The 14,276-nt window shown below is 58.4% G+C and carries 17 protein-coding genes; 16 read left to right on the top strand and 1 reads right to left on the bottom strand.

All coding sequences use genetic code 11. The features are described from left to right. Positions 1-55: 55 nt before the first annotated feature. The 16 genes from gatB to K3767_RS09160 all read left to right on the top strand — a co-directional run bounded on the left by gatB (position 56) and on the right by K3767_RS09160 (position 11,610). On the top strand, positions 56-1,486 hold the full coding sequence (gene gatB / locus K3767_RS09235; protein WP_221173293.1) for an Asp-tRNA(Asn)/Glu-tRNA(Gln) amidotransferase subunit GatB: 1,431 nt from the start codon (positions 56-58) through the stop codon (positions 1,484-1,486). Then, on the top strand, positions 1,483-1,938 hold the full coding sequence (locus K3767_RS09230) for a nucleotidyltransferase family protein (protein WP_221173292.1): 456 nt from the start codon (positions 1,483-1,485) through the stop codon (positions 1,936-1,938). The genes gatB and K3767_RS09230 overlap by 4 nt, the downstream gene beginning before the upstream one ends. After that, a complete protein-coding gene (locus tag K3767_RS09225) occupies positions 1,892-2,269 on the top strand; it encodes a DUF86 domain-containing protein (RefSeq protein WP_255592382.1) in 378 nt (125 codons plus the stop codon). The genes K3767_RS09230 and K3767_RS09225 overlap by 47 nt, the downstream gene beginning before the upstream one ends. After that, positions 2,269-3,351, top strand: coding sequence for an S-methyl-5-thioribose-1-phosphate isomerase (gene mtnA, locus K3767_RS09220; RefSeq protein ID WP_221173290.1), 1,083 nt, complete (start codon positions 2,269-2,271; stop codon positions 3,349-3,351). Before K3767_RS09225 ends, mtnA begins: the two co-directional genes overlap by 1 nt. Further along, positions 3,332-3,973, top strand: coding sequence for a redox-sensing transcriptional repressor Rex (locus tag K3767_RS09215; RefSeq protein ID WP_221173289.1), 642 nt, complete (start codon positions 3,332-3,334; stop codon positions 3,971-3,973). The genes mtnA and K3767_RS09215 overlap by 20 nt, the downstream gene beginning before the upstream one ends. Continuing rightward, positions 3,957-4,973: a GTPase ObgE gene (gene obgE / locus K3767_RS09210; RefSeq protein WP_221173288.1), complete on the top strand. Its 1,017-nt coding sequence runs from the start codon at positions 3,957-3,959 to the stop codon at positions 4,971-4,973. The genes K3767_RS09215 and obgE overlap by 17 nt, the downstream gene beginning before the upstream one ends. Next, entirely contained in the window at positions 4,966-6,093 is a 1,128-nt protein-coding gene (gene proB, locus K3767_RS09205; protein ID WP_221173287.1) for a glutamate 5-kinase, read from the top strand. The genes obgE and proB overlap by 8 nt, the downstream gene beginning before the upstream one ends. Before the next feature lie 88 nt (positions 6,094-6,181). After that, positions 6,182-6,406 (top strand): DUF433 domain-containing protein, encoded by a 225-nt coding sequence (locus K3767_RS09200; RefSeq protein WP_221173286.1) that lies wholly within the window; start codon positions 6,182-6,184, stop codon positions 6,404-6,406. Beyond that, the gene (locus K3767_RS09195; RefSeq protein WP_221173285.1) at positions 6,396-6,755 is read left to right on the top strand and encodes a DUF5615 family PIN-like protein; all 360 of its coding nucleotides are present in this window, start codon (positions 6,396-6,398) and stop codon (positions 6,753-6,755) included. Before K3767_RS09200 ends, K3767_RS09195 begins: the two co-directional genes overlap by 11 nt. Before the next feature lie 125 nt (positions 6,756-6,880). Continuing rightward, positions 6,881-7,084: a cold-shock protein gene (locus tag K3767_RS09190; protein WP_168719675.1), complete on the top strand. Its 204-nt coding sequence runs from the start codon at positions 6,881-6,883 to the stop codon at positions 7,082-7,084. A 176-nt stretch (positions 7,085-7,260) separates the two neighbouring features. Beyond that, positions 7,261-8,295, top strand: coding sequence for a recombinase RecA (gene recA / locus K3767_RS09185; protein ID WP_221173284.1), 1,035 nt, complete (start codon positions 7,261-7,263; stop codon positions 8,293-8,295). Between the two features lie 4 nt (positions 8,296-8,299). Beyond that, on the top strand, positions 8,300-9,283 hold the full coding sequence (locus K3767_RS09180) for a bifunctional heptose 7-phosphate kinase/heptose 1-phosphate adenyltransferase (protein WP_221173283.1): 984 nt from the start codon (positions 8,300-8,302) through the stop codon (positions 9,281-9,283). Beyond that, positions 9,276-10,547 carry a phosphopyruvate hydratase gene (gene eno, locus K3767_RS09175; RefSeq protein ID WP_221173282.1) on the top strand — a complete coding sequence of 424 codons (1,272 nt, stop codon included), beginning with the start codon at positions 9,276-9,278 and terminating at the stop codon, positions 10,545-10,547. The genes K3767_RS09180 and eno overlap by 8 nt, the downstream gene beginning before the upstream one ends. A 40-nt stretch (positions 10,548-10,587) precedes the next feature. Next, positions 10,588-10,980, top strand: a complete 393-nt coding sequence (locus tag K3767_RS09170) for a DUF4234 domain-containing protein (protein WP_221173281.1) — start codon at positions 10,588-10,590, stop codon at positions 10,978-10,980. Beyond that, on the top strand, positions 10,973-11,323 hold the full coding sequence (locus tag K3767_RS09165; protein WP_221173280.1) for a DUF2752 domain-containing protein: 351 nt from the start codon (positions 10,973-10,975) through the stop codon (positions 11,321-11,323). The genes K3767_RS09170 and K3767_RS09165 overlap by 8 nt, the downstream gene beginning before the upstream one ends. Next, complete coding sequence (locus K3767_RS09160; RefSeq protein WP_221173279.1) at positions 11,320-11,610, top strand: HU family DNA-binding protein; 291 nt, start codon at positions 11,320-11,322, stop codon at positions 11,608-11,610. Before K3767_RS09165 ends, K3767_RS09160 begins: the two co-directional genes overlap by 4 nt. Here K3767_RS09160 and alaS read toward each other — a convergent pair. Next, entirely contained in the window at positions 11,607-14,252 is a 2,646-nt protein-coding gene (gene alaS / locus K3767_RS09155; protein ID WP_221173278.1) for an alanine--tRNA ligase, read from the bottom strand. The two genes, K3767_RS09160 and alaS, sit on opposite strands and share 4 nt — an antisense overlap. Between the last annotated feature and the right edge of the window lie 24 nt (positions 14,253-14,276).

Here is a 14,276-nt window from a genome sequence, read left to right as displayed (position 1 = left end):
TGACCGGCGGGGGCCCCGGGGATAAGCTTTGTGAAAAGTTTCCCGGAGGTAGGGCATGGAATTCGAGGCCGTGATCGGGCTGGAGGTCCACACTCAGCTCCTAACCGAGAGCAAGATCTTCTGCGGCTGTTCCACCAAATTCGGGGCTCCGCCCAACCACCACACCTGCCCGGTGTGCACCGGAATGCCCGGGAGCCTTCCGGTGCTCAATCGACGGGTGGTGGATTTCGCCCTGAGGCTGGCCCTGGCCGTGGGCGCCCGGATCAATCCGGTGTGCGTGTTTGCCCGAAAACATTACTTTTACCCGGATCTTCCCAAGAACTACCAGATCTCCCAGTACGAGGCCCCCATCGCCGAGGGCGGGGCCATCGAAATCGAGGTCAACGGGAAACGAAAAAGGATCGGTCTCGTCCGCATCCACATGGAGGAGGACGCCGGGAAACTGGTTCACGACGAGAAACGCCCGGTCTCCTATGTGGACTTCAACCGCACCGGGGTGCCGCTTCTCGAGATCGTGAGTCAGCCGGACATCCGCAGCCCGGAGGAGGCCGTGGCCTACCTCAAGAAACTCCGCACCATCGTGCGCTACCTGGGGATCTGCGACGGGAACATGGAGGAGGGGAGCCTTCGGTGCGACGCCAATGTCTCCGTAAGGCCCAAGGGCAGCTCCGAGTTCGGCACGAAAGTGGAACTCAAGAACATGAACTCCTTTCGCCATGTGGAGCGGGCCCTGCGCTACGAAATCAAGCGCCAGATCGGGCTCATCCTGGAGGGCAAGGAGGTGGTCCAGGAGACCCGGCTCTTCGACGAGGCCACCGGCACCACGCACTCCATGCGGGGCAAGGAGGAGGCGCACGACTATCGTTACTTCCCGGATCCGGATCTGGTTCCCGTGAGGATCGACGAGGCCTGGATCGAACGGGTGCGCGCGGAACTTCCGGAACTCCCCGACGCCAAAAAGGAGCGTTTCCTCAGGGAATACGGTCTTCCGGCCTACGACGCCGAGATCCTCACGGCCTCCCGGTCCCTTGCGGAGTTCTTCGAGGCCTGCGTGAGGCTTTTTCCCCAGCCCAAGAAGGTCTCCAACTGGCTCATGACCGAGGTGCTGAGGGAGCTGAACCGCGAGGGCAAGGAAATAGACGAGACCGGACTGAAACCCGAGCACATCGCGGAGCTCCTCAAACTGGTGGAGGACGGGGTCATTTCCATCACCGCGGCCAAGAAGATCTTTCCCGAGGTTTACGCCACCGGACGCTCCCCGAAAGAGCTGGTTGAGGAAAAGGGACTGCGTCAGGAGAGCGACGAAGGGGCGCTTGAGGCGGTGTGCCGGGAGGTACTGGCCGAAAACCCCGCCGAGGTGGAAAAGTATAAGGCCGGAAAAAAGGGAGTGATCGGCTTTTTCGTGGGGCAGGTTATGAAAAAGACCCGGGGCAAGGCCAACCCCAAACTGGTCAATCAGATCCTTGCGAGGTTGCTCGAGGAATGAGACGAGAAGAGATTATGGAAAAACTCCGGGCCTATTTTGAGCCCCGGGAGCGTTTCCGAATCGTGATCCTTTTCGGTTCCGTGGCTCGCGGAGACATCAAACGGGAAAGTGATATAGATGTGGCGGTGCTCGCGGAGCCGCAACTAACTTTCGATGAGCTTCTCCGCGTAACCGGAGAGCTTGAAGATTTGTGTCGAGGTCGGGTGGATGTAATTCAGATTCCGGAAATATACGAAACGAGTCCGGCCGTAGCTTTTGAGATTACCCGGGAAGGAATTCCTATCAAGATAACGGATCAAATTGAATGGCTATCCTGGCGAGAAAAAATCTGGCACCATTATTGGGATACCGCTTTTCTGCGGGAACTAAACTGGAAATACTTTAAAGAACACCTGAGGAGGTGGCGTGAGAGAACTTCTCGCGAGGCTAAGGAGCAATCTGCAGCGACTTGAAAATTTTCGAAAAATGTCTCCTTCCGGGATTGATGGCTGGTCCCTGCGGTACGGTTTTTACGAAAGCATCCAAATTATGATCGACATTTGTTGTCATCTGGTAAATCGTCTAGATCTCGGAGTGCCGGAAAGCTATCGCGAATGTGTAAAAAAACTGGTGCAAGCCGGACATCTTCCGGAAGATCTAGGGGAAAGACTCATGGTTCTGGTCCAGTTTCGAAATTTGTTGGCCCATGTTTATGCCAGACTGGAAGACGAAGAAGTCCATAAAAAACTCGATTATCTAGACGACCTTTACCGATTTCTTGAGGTGGTGGAGGGGTATTTTTGATGAGGGTTTTTGAGCCCGCGGAACCGGACACCATCCGGGCCTGGCGGTGGACGGAAAGGGGGCTTTACCTTCTGGACCAGCGGCTTTTGCCGCGGCGGGAGGTCTATGTCCGGTGTCGCACCTGGCGGGAGGTGCGCAAGGCCATAAGGGACATGGTGGTCCGGGGGGCTCCGGCCATAGGGATCACCGCGGCCATAGGGCTGGTCCTGGGGGCGGAGGGCCTCAGGGCCCGTACCCGGAGGGCCTTCCTGGCCGGCTTGAGACGCATCGCGCAGGGGCTGGCGAAGGCCCGCCCGACGGCGGTGAACCTCTTCTGGGCCTTAGACCGCATGGTCAGGCGGGCCGAAAACGAAACGGACGCCGGGCCGGGGGAGCTGGTGGAGATTCTGCGGCGGGAGGCCCTTTCCATCTGGGAGGAGGATCTGGCCGCCAACCGGCGCATGGGACGCTTCGGCGCGGATCTCCTTCCCGAGGAGGGCACGGTGCTCACCCACTGCAACGCCGGGGCGCTGGCCACCGGAGGCTACGGTACGGCCCTGGGGGTGATCCGGGCGGCGGTGGAAGCCGGAAAGCGGCTCTCGGTGCTGGCGGACGAGACCCGGCCCTATCTCCAGGGGGCCCGGCTTACGGCCTGGGAAATGAAGAAGGTCGGTATCCCGGTGGCGGTGATACCGGACGCGGCGGCAGGATTCCTCATGGCCAGGGGAGTGGTCAGGGCGGTGATCGTTGGGGCCGACCGCATCGCGGCCAACGGGGATGTGGCCAACAAGATCGGCACCTACACCCTGGCCGTTCTGGCCCGGGAACACGGGATCCCCTTCTATGTGGCGGCCCCCTCCTCCACCTTCGATCTCGGGTGTCCCTCCGGAGGGGAAATCCCCATTGAGGAGAGAGCTCCGGAGGAGGTCCACTTCTGTGTCGGGAAACGCATAACCCCTGCCGGGACAAACGCGGTGAATCCCGCCTTTGACCTCACCCCGGCCTCGTTGATCACGGCCCTAGTGACGGAGCGAGGGGTGATAAAACCCCCCTACGCCGAAAATATCCCCTTGGTGCTCTCCGGTGAAGCTCAAACTCCCTGAGGTCACGGTTTACCGTCTGGCCCTTTACCTGCGGGTCCTCGCCAGGCTTTCCCGGGAGGGGCGAGAGGTCATCCGCAGCGAGGAACTGGCCCGCCTCTGCGGGGTCTCCGCGGCTCAGTTGCGTAAGGATCTCAGCTTCATAGGAACCTTCGGGGTAAGGGGTGTGGGCTATCAGGTGCGTTCCCTAGAAAGGGAGCTGCGCCGGATCCTGGGGAGGGATCGCCTCTGGCATCTGGCGCTTGCCGGGGTGAACGAACTGGGCCTGGCCCTTCTCGCGGAAAGACGGCTCGCCGAGGGGGGATTTCGGTTTGTGGCGGTATTCGACTGGCGCGAGGAATGGATAGGGAAGGTCCTGCACGAGGTCTATGTGTATTCGCTGGAGCAGATGCCTTACCTGGTCAAGGAATCCGACATAGAGATCGGAGTCATCACCCTGGGGGGAGAGAAGGCCGGGGAGATGCTGGAAGCCCTGTGCTCCGCCGGGGTGAAGGCGGTGATCAACCTGGGCCCCGAGCCCCTTGAAGCCCCCCGTAAAGACCTTATCTTCCGCAATGCGGATCTCACCCTTTCCTTTGATCTGGTGACTTTCGCCTTGGGCTCAGAGGATGGCGCGCTTCGTTGATCGGGTCAAGATCCATGTGAAGGCCGGTGACGGCGGGCACGGCTGCGTAAGCTTTCGCAGGGAGAAGTATGTCCCGCGCGGAGGGCCGGACGGCGGCGACGGCGGGGACGGCGGCGATGTCATCCTGGTGGCCGATTCCCAGCTCCACACCCTCTACGACTTCTATCATCGGGTGCACTTCCGGGCCGAAAACGGGCGTCCCGGTATGGGCAAGAAGATGACCGGCCGGGACGGGGAGGACCTGATCCTGCGCGTCCCGGTGGGGACGGTGGTGCGGGACGCGGAAACGGGCGAAATCCTGGGAGACCTGGTACAACCCGGCCAGCGTCTGGTGGTGGCCCGGGGAGGCAAAGGCGGCCGGGGAAACGCCCGTTTCGCCACTCCCACCAATCAGGCCCCCCGGTACGCCGAGCCCGGGAAACCCGGAGAGGAACGCTGGCTCGTCCTGGAACTGAAACTCATCGCCGATGTGGGACTGGTGGGGCTTCCCAACGCCGGAAAGTCAACGCTTCTTTCCCGCATTTCCGCGGCCCGTCCCAAGATCGCCGACTATCCCTTCACCACCCTTCAGCCCAACCTGGGGGTGGTCTCCCTTTCCGACGAAAGGACCTTCGTCGTGGCGGACCTTCCGGGCCTCATCGAGGGGGCCCACCAGGGGGTGGGTCTGGGCCTCGAGTTTCTGAGACATGTGGAAAGGACCCGCGTGCTTCTTCAGCTGGTTGATGCCGCCTCGCCGGATCCGCTGCACGATTTCGAGGTGGTGGAAAGGGAAATGGCGCACTATCAACCGGAACTCCTGCGCAAACCCCGGGCGGTGGCCCTGAACAAGATCGACCTGATACCGGAGAGAGCGGTGCTCAATCCGGTGAGGGAAAAGATCGAGGCCCGGGGGCATCCCGTGTACCTCATCTCTGCGGCCACCGGCGAGGGAATTCGCGAGCTCCTCGAGGGACTCTGGCGCCTGATAACCCTGGGGGAGGTGCGTTCCGGGGATGAGTGAGTCCAGGCGAGAGGTCCTGGCCGGGGTTCGACGGCTGGTGGTAAAGGTGGGAAGCGCCGTGGTGGCCGACGAGGGGGGACTTTCGCGGGAGGTTATAGAGGGTCTCGCCGCGGAGGTCTCCCGGTTCCAGCGACAGGGTTACGAGATCGTGCTGGTGTCCTCCGGGGCCATAGCCTGCGGGCGGCGCAAGCTCGAAATTCCCTCCCGTTCCTTTACCCTTGCGGAAAAACAGGCCCTGGCCGCCGCGGGACAGAGCAGCCTCATCCAGGCCTACGAGGAGGCCTTTTCCCGCTACGAAACCCATGTGGCCCAGATCCTTCTCACCCGGGAGGATCTCGAGGACCGTCGTCGATACCTCAACGCCAGAAACACCCTCCGGGTCCTTCTGCGCTGGAGGGTGGTCCCCATCGTGAACGAGAACGACACCGTGGCGGTGGAGGAGATCCAGTTCGGGGACAACGATCTCCTTGCGGCCCTGGTGGTGGGTCTGGTGGAGGCCGATCTTCTGATCTGTCTTTCCGAGGTGGACGCCCTTTACGAGCGGGATCCCCGGGAGGACCCCTCCGCCCGACCGATCCCCCTGGTTCGGGAGATTACTCCGGAGATCGAGGCCATGGCCGGAAGGCGTCCCGGACGCTTCGGACGCGGCGGAATGATCTCCAAGCTTCGGGCCGCCAAAATGGTCAATTCCCTGGGGGTTCCCATGATTCTGGCTTCCGGGCGCACCCCTCTCGTGCTGGAACGAATCTTCTCCGGCGAGGAGGTGGGAACGGTATTTCTTCCGGGCAAACGGAGGCTTTCGGCGCGCAAGTTCTGGATCGCCCACGGCACAAAACCCGAGGGGCGCCTGGTGCTGGACGAGGGGGCGGTTCGGGCCCTGCGCGAGGGAGGAAAGAGTCTCCTCCCCGCGGGGGTGCGGGCGGTGGAGGGAGAATTCGAACGAGGGGCCTGCGTGGAATGCGTGGACGAGGCCGGACACCCGGTGGCCCTGGGACTCACCAACTACAGTTCCGGAGAGCTTCGGTGCATCTTGGGAGCGCGTTCCTGTGAGATAGAGGAAAAACTGGGCTTCCGGGGCCGGGAAGAGGTCATCCACCGGGACGACCTGGTCCTCCTGTGAGGCTGATATCCAGTTAACCGGAAATCAGGGTTGAGAACTTTTCTACCAGGGAAATTTTTGGTTAAATAACGATTCAGAGGGGTTGGTGATGGAGATTTTTCCGGGAATTGAAGCAAATCTTCGCATTCAGGGAGGACTTCCGGTCGTGAAAGGCACCCGTGTGCCGGTGGGGGTAGTGCTGAAGTATCTGGCGAAGGGAATGTCTATGGAGGAAGTAGCTTCGGAGTTTGGCCTCACCCTGGAGGATGTGCGAGCGGTTCTTGCCTTTGCTGCTTCTCGGCTTAGTGAAGAGAGGTATTTGATTGCCGCTTAAGGTTCTGGTGGACGAAAACCTTCCTCTCCGCCTGTCATCTTTTTTGAGAAGCCATGGTTTTGAGGCCGTTGATGTGCGAGAGGTGGGTTTAAAGGGCGCTTCGGATGAGGAGATACTGTCCTGGGCGAAGGCGCGGGGATTTCTGATTCTCACGGAAGATCTGGGGTTCGGCTCGGTGATAAGATTGCCTGAGGATCACGCCGGTGTGATGGTGGTGCGCGGGTGTTCGGATCTCTCGATGGAGAGTCTGCTGGAAGCGATTTTGAGATGCCTCCAGGCGATCTGCGATAGGGAACAGGCCGGAAAGGTTTTCGTCTGTGAGCCGGGACGGATACGAATTAGCAGCTAGTTTACAAATCCCGGTTTGAGAAAAAGCACTGATAGGATCCGGTTTCTCGGTCCTGTAGGGCTTTACTTTTTCCGGGGAGGTGCTAGGCTGAGAGTAGAGTAAATTTTTAAGGAGGTTTTAGCATCATGGCAACAGGTACGGTGAAGTGGTTTGACGAGAAGAAGGGTTACGGGTTCATTTCGCGGGACGATGGTGGAGATGTGTTCGTGCACTACTCCGCCATCCAGATGGAGGGTTTCAAGACCCTCAGGGAGGGCCAGAAGGTGGAGTTCGAGGTAACGCAGAGCCCGAAGGGTGAGCAGGCGAGCAATGTGAGAGTGATCGGTTAGTCGACGGTTCGGCCCTGAAAACTAAAAGGCCCGCGCGAGCGGGCCTTTTTTATTGGTTAAATGGATTTTTCCCGGCGGATATGCTAAAGTGGTTATAAAAACAATCTTGCTGTACGGACATGAGCACAAGAGAGGTCTTTTGTTAGAAGGAGAATTTTAGTAACGGGGAGGCAAATATGGCCCTGGATAAGAAGAAGGCTGTGGAAGCGGCTATAGCTCAACTTGAGCGCCAGTTTGGGAAAGGTGCCATCATGCGCTTGGGGGAGCGGGGAAAACGCATCGAAGTGCGGGCCATTCCGAGCGGATCCCTTTCGCTGGATATAGCCACCGGAATCGGAGGTATTCCTCGCGGACGCATTACCGAAATCTTCGGGCAGGAGTCCTCCGGGAAGACTACCCTAGCTCTTCACATAGTAGCCCAGGCCCAGAAAGCCGGAGGGGTGGCGGCCTTCATCGACGCTGAACACGCTCTGGATGTACATTACGCGGAAAAACTGGGGGTGAATGTGGACGATCTTCTAATCAGTCAGCCGGATACCGGAGAACAGGCCTTAGAAATAGCTGAGGTGTTGGCCCGGAGTGGCGGGGTGGATGTGATCGTGGTGGACTCGGTGGCCGCTCTGGTTCCGGCAGCGGAACTGGAAGGAGAGATGACCGATCAGCAGGTAGGTCTTCAGGCCCGGCTCATGTCCAAGGCTATGCGCAAACTCACCTCGGTCATTGCCAAGACAGACACCGCCGTGGTGTTCATAAATCAGACCAGGATGAAGATCGGTGGGTTTAGTTACGGACCACAGGAAACCACGACGGGGGGGATGGCCCTTAAGTTTTATGCTACTCTGCGGCTTGACATCCGGCGAATCGGTCAGGTGAAAGAGGGGGCCGAACAGATTGGCAATCGCACCAAGGTCAAGGTGGTGAAAAACAAACTGGCTCCGCCCTTTCGGGAGGCGGAATTTGAAATCCTTTTCGGAGAAGGCATTTCCCGGGAGGGAGAGCTTATCGATCTTGGAATAGCCATGGGGCTCATTGAAAAAAGCGGTTCCTGGTTTTCTTATGCCGGTGAGAGGCTGGGACAGGGCCGGGAGAATGTACGGCGTTTGCTTAAAGAGAAGCCGGATCTCGCCAGGGAGATAGAGATGCGCATCCGGGAGATGGCCGGGCTTCCGCGGGAGGAGACCCCCTCCGCAGAGAAGACCGCTCAGGAATAGCCCGATGGAACCCGCGCAACTCAAAGAAAGTCTTTCCAGTCTTACCATTCTGGTGGTAGGAGATGTTATGCTCGATCAGTATTTTTGGGGAGAGGTACGGCGCATTTCTCCCGAGGCCCCGGTTCCGGTATTTGAATTGAAGGAGATATCTCACGCCCTGGGCGGTGCGGCTAATGTGGCTGCCAATCTGTGTGGTCTGGGGGTGCGCGTGGAACTCTGCGGACTCCTGGGAAAGGATCGGGAAGGAGAGGTCTTCCGCAGACTCGCGGGAGAGATCGGGCTGGGAATTTCGGCCCTGGTAGAAGACCCGGAGCGTCCCACCACGGTAAAGACCAGAGTGATCGCGCAGGCCCAGCATCTCCTGCGCATTGACACGGAAAAGACCGTTGCCCCCGGCCCGGAGGTGCGCGATCTATTAAAAGAACGTCTGGAGACCCTTTTCTCGAAGGTACAGGCCGTTATTCTTTCGGATTATGCTAAAGGAATGTTTTCCTCCCCGGGATTTTCTTCGTGGGTGGTGGAGGAGGCCCGCCGGAGGCGTCTTCCCGTATTCGTGGATCCCAAAGGGCTCAGGTGGGAAAAATACACCGGCGCCACCTGTATTACCCCCAATCGCAAGGAATTTAATGAAATTCTCCGGGTGCTGGGCTTGCCCGAAGGAGACCTGGTTCGTGGTACTCAGGAGCTTGTCCGGCGTTATGAACTCTCCTTCATGGTGGTGACCCTGGGCTCCGAGGGTATGTTCCTCCATCATCCCGGAGAGGGAAACTGGCACTTTCCGGCCCGGGCCAAAGAGGTGTATGATGTATCCGGTGCCGGAGACACGGCCATAGCGGCGCTTACGGCCTTTTACACCGTGGGGCTTCCCCTCAAAGAGGTGGTGGCTTATGCCAATCTTTGCGCCGGTATAGTGGTGGGTAAAATGGGTACCAAACCGGTCCTGTGGGAGGAATTTGAAAAAGCTCTTAAAGGAGGTCAAGATGGGTGAGATCGTAGCCATCCAGGCCAGAGAGATTTTGGATTCCCGGGGCAATCCCACTGTGGAGGTGGAGGTCTTTCTGGACTCCGGAGCCTTCGGGCGGGCGGCGGTACCCTCCGGGGCCTCCACCGGAACGCACGAAGCACTGGAGCTTCGGGACGGAGAAAAGGACCGCTACGGGGGTAAGGGAGTGTTGCGGGCGGTACAAAATGTGAACGAAATTATCGCGCCGGAGCTGGTAGGTCTCGAGTCCACGGAACAGGCGGAGATCGACCGCGTACTCCTCGATCTTGACGGCACCGAGAATAAAAGTCGCCTGGGCGCTAACGCCATTCTTGCGGTATCCATGGCCGTGGCTCAGGCCTCCGCAGCGGAAGCAGAACTCCCCCTTTTCGCCTATCTCGGAGGGGTGGGAGCCCGGGTCCTTCCGGTTCCCCTTATGAATGTCCTCAACGGAGGCGTTCACGCAGACAATCCGCTGGATATCCAGGAATTTATGATTGTTCCCTGCGGCCTTTCGAGCTTTTCGGAAGCCCTGCGGGCCGGAGCAGAAACCTATCATACTTTAAAACATGTTCTTAAGGAGCGGGGCCTTTCCGTAGCCGTGGGAGACGAGGGAGGTTTTGCCCCCCAGATTCGGAACACCCGTGAAGCCCTTGACCTGCTGCTTACCGCCATTGAAAAGGCGGGCTACCGTGCAGGGCAGGATATTATGCTCGCCATAGACGCCGCGGCCAGCGAATTTTACCGGGAAGGCCATTATTATCTGGAAGGCCGGGAACTTTCCGCCGAGGAGATGATACGGTTTTATGAAGAGCTCCTCCGGGAATTTCCTATTGTTCTGCTGGAGGATCCGCTTTCCGAAGATGACTGGGAGGGCTGGGAGAATCTCTGCCGGGCTCTTGGGGAGCGGGTGCAAATAGTGGGTGATGATATCTTCGTCACTAATGTAAAACGCATTCGGGAAGGTCTTGAACGAAAGATCGCCAATGCCGTTCTCATCAAACTCAACCAGATCGGAACGGTCTCGGAAACCCTTCAGGCCGTAGAACTGGCGCATCGCAGTGGCTGGCGCACCGTAATATCTCATCGCTCCGGAGAAACGGAGGACACCTTTATTGCGGACCTTGCGGTGGCCACCAACGCGGGGCAAATCAAGACCGGTGCCCCATGCCGCAGCGAACGCGTGGCCAAATACAACCAGCTTTTGCGTATAGAGGAGAGCTTGGGAGCCGCGGCCATCTTTGCGGGTTGCGAGTTTTACCAAAAATAGTTCACCGGGCCTCCGGCTCTCTTCCTTCTGAGGAGGCGGCATGGATCGGGACCTCGGTCTAAAGGCCCCGCAATATCGTAGGGATGTCGCCGCTGCGGTGGTTTTAACTCTTCTTACCTGCGGAATCTATTACCCCTTCTGGCAGAAACACCAGATCAACACCGTTAACTTTTTTCTGGGAAAGAAGAAACTCTCCTTCTGGCGATGGGTTCTTTTTACCTTTCTTACCTGTGGTCTTTATCATGTCTATCATGAATACCTGATGGCCAAGTATATCGTGGAGATTCAGTATCAGATAGGAAAACCGGTACCGAGCAGTCACCTTCCTGTACTGGCCTTGATCCTTTCCCTGGCTGGACTTCCTCTCATAGTCGATGCCATCGAACAGAAAGAACTAAACGAAATCATTGACCATGTAGTTGCTCATGAGTGAAAGAGGCTTTAGCATACTCCTTATTTTGGTCTTTGTGATTATGATCCTGGCCCATTTTATAACCCCCCTTTCAACCTTCTATCGGAAGGGAGAAAAGGTCGTCTTCTGTCCTTTTCGGCGCATGACCGGACTTCCCTGTCCGGGATGCGGAATGACCCGGGCCTTGTGGGCCCTTTCCGGGGGACGGGTGCGCGAGGCCCTGGTCCTTAATCCCTTTTCGGTGATAATCCTGGGACTGGCTCTGCTGGAAGTAATCCCGGGGTTCAGGATTGAAAATCCGGAAAGGATTTACCGGTGGCTTCTGCCTCTGGTTTTACTCTGGTGGGGGGTGAGACTTCTTTGACCCGTCAGGAACTGGAAAAGAAAGTACGAAAACGGTTACGGGAATTCGGTCTTTCCTGGTCTCGGGCGGAGGTGCACACCGTTCTTTCCGCCTTCATCGAATTGATCCATGAAACCCTGGCCTCGGGAGAATCGGTGCGTCTTACCGGGTTCGGGACCCTGGAGGTATCCCTCCGGGCTCCCCGGAAGGGATATCACTTTCCCAGCGGGAAGATAATAGAAATTCCCGGCCGCCAGGTGATCCGTTTCAGACCTTCGCGCCGCTTGAAAAGACGGTTGAGGTACTAACTTGTCCTTCCGAGAAACTCCTTCACCTTTTTGAGCACGGCCAGAGGAAGTTCCGAGACCGCTTCCGGGCGAGAACCTCCTCCCTGGGCCATTTCCGGGCGCCCGCCTCCGCGCCCTTCCACCACTGGAGCCACGGCCTGCAGGAGTTTCTCCGCCGGAATTCGCCCGGAAAGATCCCGGGTTACCATGGCGAGCAGCTGTACCTTGCCGTCGTTTACCGCATAAAGGAAAACCACGCCGGAGCCGAGCCTGTCCCGGAAAAAGTCTCCCATTTCCCGAAGCTCTGCGGCGTTGCGGGCCGGAACCTCGGTACACAGAACCTTAACCCCGTCGACCTCCCGCAGCTCTGTAAGTTTTTCTTCAAGACTTCGTCGGATCGCACCACTCTTAAACCGACGCACCTCAGCCTCCAACTCTTTAACTCGCTCAAGAAGTCTCCGCACCTCTCGTTCAACCTCCTGAGGCGAACAGCGCAGAAGCTGAGCTAGCCGCAGGTGCTCGTCCTCAAGGGAATAAATCCAGCGCAGGGCCGGCTCGCCGGCCACCGCCTCAATACGACGCACTCCCGCGGCCACGCCTCCTTCGGAGACGATCTTGAAAAGTCCCAGCTCCCCGGTGCGGCGCACATGAGTTCCGCCGCAAAGCTCCAGGGAAAAATCTCCGATGCGCACCACCCGCACCCGGTCTCCGTACTTCTCCCCAAAAAGGGCCAGGGCCCCCATAGAGAGTGCCTCTCGAAAGGGGACCACCTGCACCGAAATCGATATATCCTCCCGGATCTTTCGGTTAACCAGGCTCTCCACCGAACGGATTTCCTCATGGGTAAGGGGCTCGAAGTGGGTGAAATCGAAGCGCAGACGGTCCGGAGTCACCAGCGATCCGGCCTGACGCACATGTTCCCCGAGTACCCGGCGGAGAGCCGCATGAAGCAAATGGGTAGCGGTATGATGTCGAGCTGTAGAAAGCCTTCGATCCACAATAACCTCAAGGCGAACCCGCTGACCCCGGTGAAGGATTCCCTGTACCACCCGCACCCGATGAAGAACGAGCCCTCCGAAGCGTCGAACCTCGAGCACATCGGCCTTAAGCCCCGGAGCCAGTACCAGGCCAATATCGGCCACCTGGCCTCCGCCCTCAGGGTAAAAGGGTGTCTCCGAAAAAAGGACCAAAAGTTCCTCCCCGGGGGCGGCCTCCGGGACCTCTTTTTCGTCCTTTATAAGGGCCAGAACCTCGGCCTCGGTGGAAAAACTTTCGTAACCCACAAAGGGGGTTTCCCTAAAGCTTTCCGAAAGCCTTTTCAGTACCTCGGGCACCATGGCAAGCCGCCCTTTCCAACTACGCCGGCTGCGCTCCCGGGCTTCGGCCATGGCCTTCTCAAAACCCTCCAGATCCAGTTCAAAACCCCTGGAAAAAGCCACATCACGCACAATGTCCTGGGGAAAACCGTAAGTGTCATAAAGGCGGAAAATGATCCCCCCGGGGACGCGATACTCGCCGGCCTTAGAAAGGCGCTCAAGCTCGGTCTCTAGCAATTCAAGCCCTTTTGCAAGGGTCTCCTGAAAGCGTCCTTCTTCAATTTCCAGAATCTTCTCGGCGGCCCGTTCCGCCCGCCGGAGCTCCGGATAAAAGTCCCCGAACTCGCTCACCACCCGTGGGACCAGCCTAAAAAGGAAGGGTTCGGTCAATCCGAGGAGTCGGCCGAAGCGTTCGGCTCGACGAATGATCCGCCGCAATACATAACCACGCCCCTCATTGGAGGGCACCACACCGTCGGCGATGAGGAAAACCGAGGCCCGCAGGTGGTCGGCGATGACCCGAAAAGCCACGGTGATTTCTCCGCCTTCCTCATAGGAACGACCGGAGAGATCGGCAATCCCCTTCATAATTCCGGCGAAAATATCCGTGTCGTAATTGCTTTGCACACCCTGAATCACAGCGGTTATCCGCTCAAGTCCCATCCCGGTATCGATGGAGGGGCGGGGGAGGGGTTTCAGTTTGCTGAACTCGTCCCTTTCGTACTGCATAAAGACCAGATTCCATATTTCCAGGAACCTATCACAATCGCAGCCCGGACCGCAATCCGAACGACCGCAGCCTACCTCCTCGCCCTGATCATAGATGATCTCCGAACAGGGACCGCAGGGGCCGCTGTCCCCCATGGCCCAGAAATTGTCCTTTTCCCCTAGGCGCACGATGCGATCCTCCGGAAGGCCGGAGATCCTTCGCCAGAGATCTGCGGCTTCGTCGTCCTCCCGGAAGACCGTGGCGTAAAGTCTCTCCGGGGGGAGTCCGAGCTCGCGGGTAAGGAATTCCCAGGCGTAGGCGATGGCTTCGGCCTTGAAGTAATCCCCGAAGGAAAAGTTCCCCAGCATCTCGAAAAAGGTATGGTGACGGGCCGTATAACCCACATTTTCGAGATCGTTGTGTTTACCTCCGGCCCGCATGCACTTCTGACAGGAGGCCGCCCGGCGGTAGGGGCGCTCCTCCTCCCCCAGAAAGACCCGTTTGAACTGCACCATACCCGCATTGGTAAAAAGCAAGGTGGGGTCATCCGCCGGAACCAGTGAACTTGAGGGTACTATCTCATGGCCGTTTCGGGCGAAGTAATCCAGAAAGGCTTTCCGAATCTCCCGTCCCTTCATTCACACACCCCCGAAAAGATCAAA

It is taken from the genome of Thermosulfurimonas sp. F29, from assembly GCF_019688735.1.
In the GTDB taxonomy this organism is placed as follows: domain Bacteria; phylum Desulfobacterota; class Thermodesulfobacteria; order Thermodesulfobacteriales; family Thermodesulfobacteriaceae; genus Thermosulfurimonas_A.
This window is presented reverse-complemented; position numbering and strand designations above follow the sequence as displayed.